Source organism: Dellaglioa sp. CoH-57-MRSF-19 (assembly GCF_056781975.1).
In genome coordinates this window covers 1-529 of record NZ_JBXAXW010000101.1, presented here as the reverse complement: position 1 = coordinate 529, position 529 = coordinate 1, and the positions used below count along the sequence as shown (strand labels likewise).

At 52.2% G+C, this 529-nt stretch carries 1 protein-coding gene; it reads right to left on the bottom strand.

Features of this window, described 5'->3' with window-relative positions; all coding sequences use genetic code 11:
• Window positions 1-336 (bottom strand): hypothetical protein (locus AC1RO3_RS08430; protein ID WP_481763996.1); only part of this gene is annotated, 336 nt, incomplete at its 3' end.
• Window positions 337-529: the final 193 nt, after the last annotated feature.

Sequence of the window (529 nt, the reverse complement as noted above, 5' to 3'; positions counted from 1 at the left end):
CTCGAACTCATAGTCCTCGGACTTAGTATGTAGAAAGTCCGTGACTTCTTGCACCTCTTCGTATTCCTCAACGGAACCGAAGCAAGCATTGCGTTTCGTGTGTTGGTTGTAGCTGATCAAGACACCGGGTCTCCGTGGCGAAGTCGGAATCCAGTCGCGCGTCTGATGGATGCGGAACTCTGCGTCGATGCCAATGGCATGAGCCTGCTCCAGAATGTTCCAGAGACGCACTTTATTGCGCTCGGCACGTTCTTCGGCTTCGGCTTCGAGGCGAGCCTCCAGTGCAGCCTGTTCGGCTTTGGTGCGCATATTACGGGGAGTAGCTTTGCGTGCCATTGACCGTTCTCCTGTATTTACGATTGAACTATTGTGCCAAAGATTGAAACACTTTGTCAACCTTTATCAGGTAGGGAAAACTTTGTCCGCGTCGTCTGATACCATGACCGTGAAGCGATGGTGGGTTTCAGCTATCGCAGTGCACCCGGTCCACCCGGCGTTAAAGAATACATTCCTAATCTCGTCACGGTCC